We start from the raw sequence: 266 nt of genomic DNA on the forward strand, positions 1-266 counted from the left end.
CCCTTAAGGCTATAGCTTTACTGATTTTTTTCTGAAAAAAATGTTTGTCGATTATTTCAGATTCCACTCTTGTCAGTAGCCAGCCGTATCCTTTATTTTGTTTCCCATAAAAAGCGAGTCCTACATACTCATTCCTTTCTGTAAAAAGTTTCATAAGAGTTCCTACATGCTTTAAATCTTTTAAATTTGTAATAGCTTCTCTATGGATTAGTGGATATCCTGATTTATATTTTTTTTCAAACTTCGGATGGATCGTTACATTTATA

The 266-nt window shown here is 31.6% G+C and carries 1 pseudogene; it reads right to left on the bottom strand.

From position 1 onward, the window contains the following. Positions 1-266, bottom strand: a pseudogene (locus AOA61_RS31160) (RlmI/RlmK family 23S rRNA methyltransferase); the annotation flags it as partial.

The organism is Pseudomonas sp. 2995-1, assembly GCF_002742505.1.
Classification (GTDB): Bacteria; Pseudomonadota; Gammaproteobacteria; order Pseudomonadales; family Pseudomonadaceae; genus Aquipseudomonas; species Aquipseudomonas sivasensis.